The sequence below is a fragment of the Streptosporangium sp. G11 genome (assembly GCF_051192615.1).
Taxonomy (GTDB): domain Bacteria; phylum Actinomycetota; class Actinomycetes; order Streptosporangiales; family Streptosporangiaceae; genus Streptosporangium.
Genome location: NZ_JBPJUQ010000309.1, coordinates 1 through 1,098, shown reverse-complemented (window position 1 = coordinate 1,098; position 1,098 = coordinate 1). Strand labels below are relative to the sequence as shown.

Genomic DNA, 1,098 nt, shown 5'->3' with positions numbered 1-1,098 from the left:
GCGGAACGCGACCACCTCGACCGGCACATCGCGGATCTCACCCAGACCCGGGACAGGCTCGACTCCGTCATCGACGGCGCCTCATCCAACATGCACACAGGCGCCCCCTGCCCACGGGACGGGAATGCATAGACCTGCGCCAGACCCGTCGGAAAAGGATGGTTTCCCGACAGGGCGCTCACCTAACCCCGAGAAGCGGATACAAGAGGACAAAACACCGCGTCTGGTAGGCCTTTTCGGCTTTCGATTGACGACAGTATTTTCCGACAGGTAGAACGGGGTTTCGTCTTTCCCGAGAAGCGCTGGTGCGAATATCACATCCGGCCGCGACGCGCATCCTCGTTTCCACCTGGGCTGTCGATGACAGCACAGTGCGGTCGAACCCTGTCATATCAGCTAAGGTGCGGGGCATCTCTGCTTGGAAGCCCTCCAGGTAGGCGATGGCGGTCACACCCCAGCGCACACGCGAACGGTCCGGAGGAATCTGATCTGGAATGAACGCACCCCATGACCCTGTCGGCTCCGCCAGGTCATCCCCGGGTCCGGCGTCGGCTGGCGCGTCACCTCCCCGTATCGCGGAACCAACCCAGGAAGAACTGGACGGGTTGCCAGTCGAAAAGCGCCTGGAACTACTGGAGGCTCAACGGCAGCGCGATGACCAGGGGCGCGAACGCCGACGGCTGAACCGCCACCAGTGGTTCAACAGCGTAGGGATCCTGCTGGGTGCCCTCTTCACCGCCGGCAGCCTGATCATGACCGCAGTAACGTTGCGGAACGGGCAAGAGGAGCTGCGAACCGCACGTGAGGGACAAATCACTGATCGGTACACCAAAGCAGTCGAACAACTCGCTTCACCCGCGACCGATGTGCGGTTCGGCGCGATCTACGCTTTACAGCGGATCGCCGCCGATTCCCCTAAGGACCGCCTCACCGTACGAAGCGTGCTGGCGGCGTTCGTCCGCAACCACTGGAGTTGCCCCGGTTTGGTGGACACCTGATCTCTGAGGAACCCTGGTTCCCGGAAGAAGGAGTTCACTGTGCCGAACAACTATCCGCCGGAGTTTCGCCGGCAGATGGTGGAGCTGGTGCGCGCGGGAC

Annotated in this window: 1 protein-coding gene; it reads left to right on the top strand. The window is 62.4% G+C overall.

Translation table 11 applies throughout. From position 1 onward, the window contains the following. Positions 1 to 605 precede the first annotated feature (605 nt). Positions 606 to 998 (top strand): hypothetical protein, encoded by a 393-nt coding sequence (locus ACSDR0_RS50740; RefSeq protein WP_435296155.1) that lies wholly within the window; start codon positions 606 to 608, stop codon positions 996 to 998. The last annotated feature ends 100 nt before the right edge of the window (positions 999 to 1,098 follow it).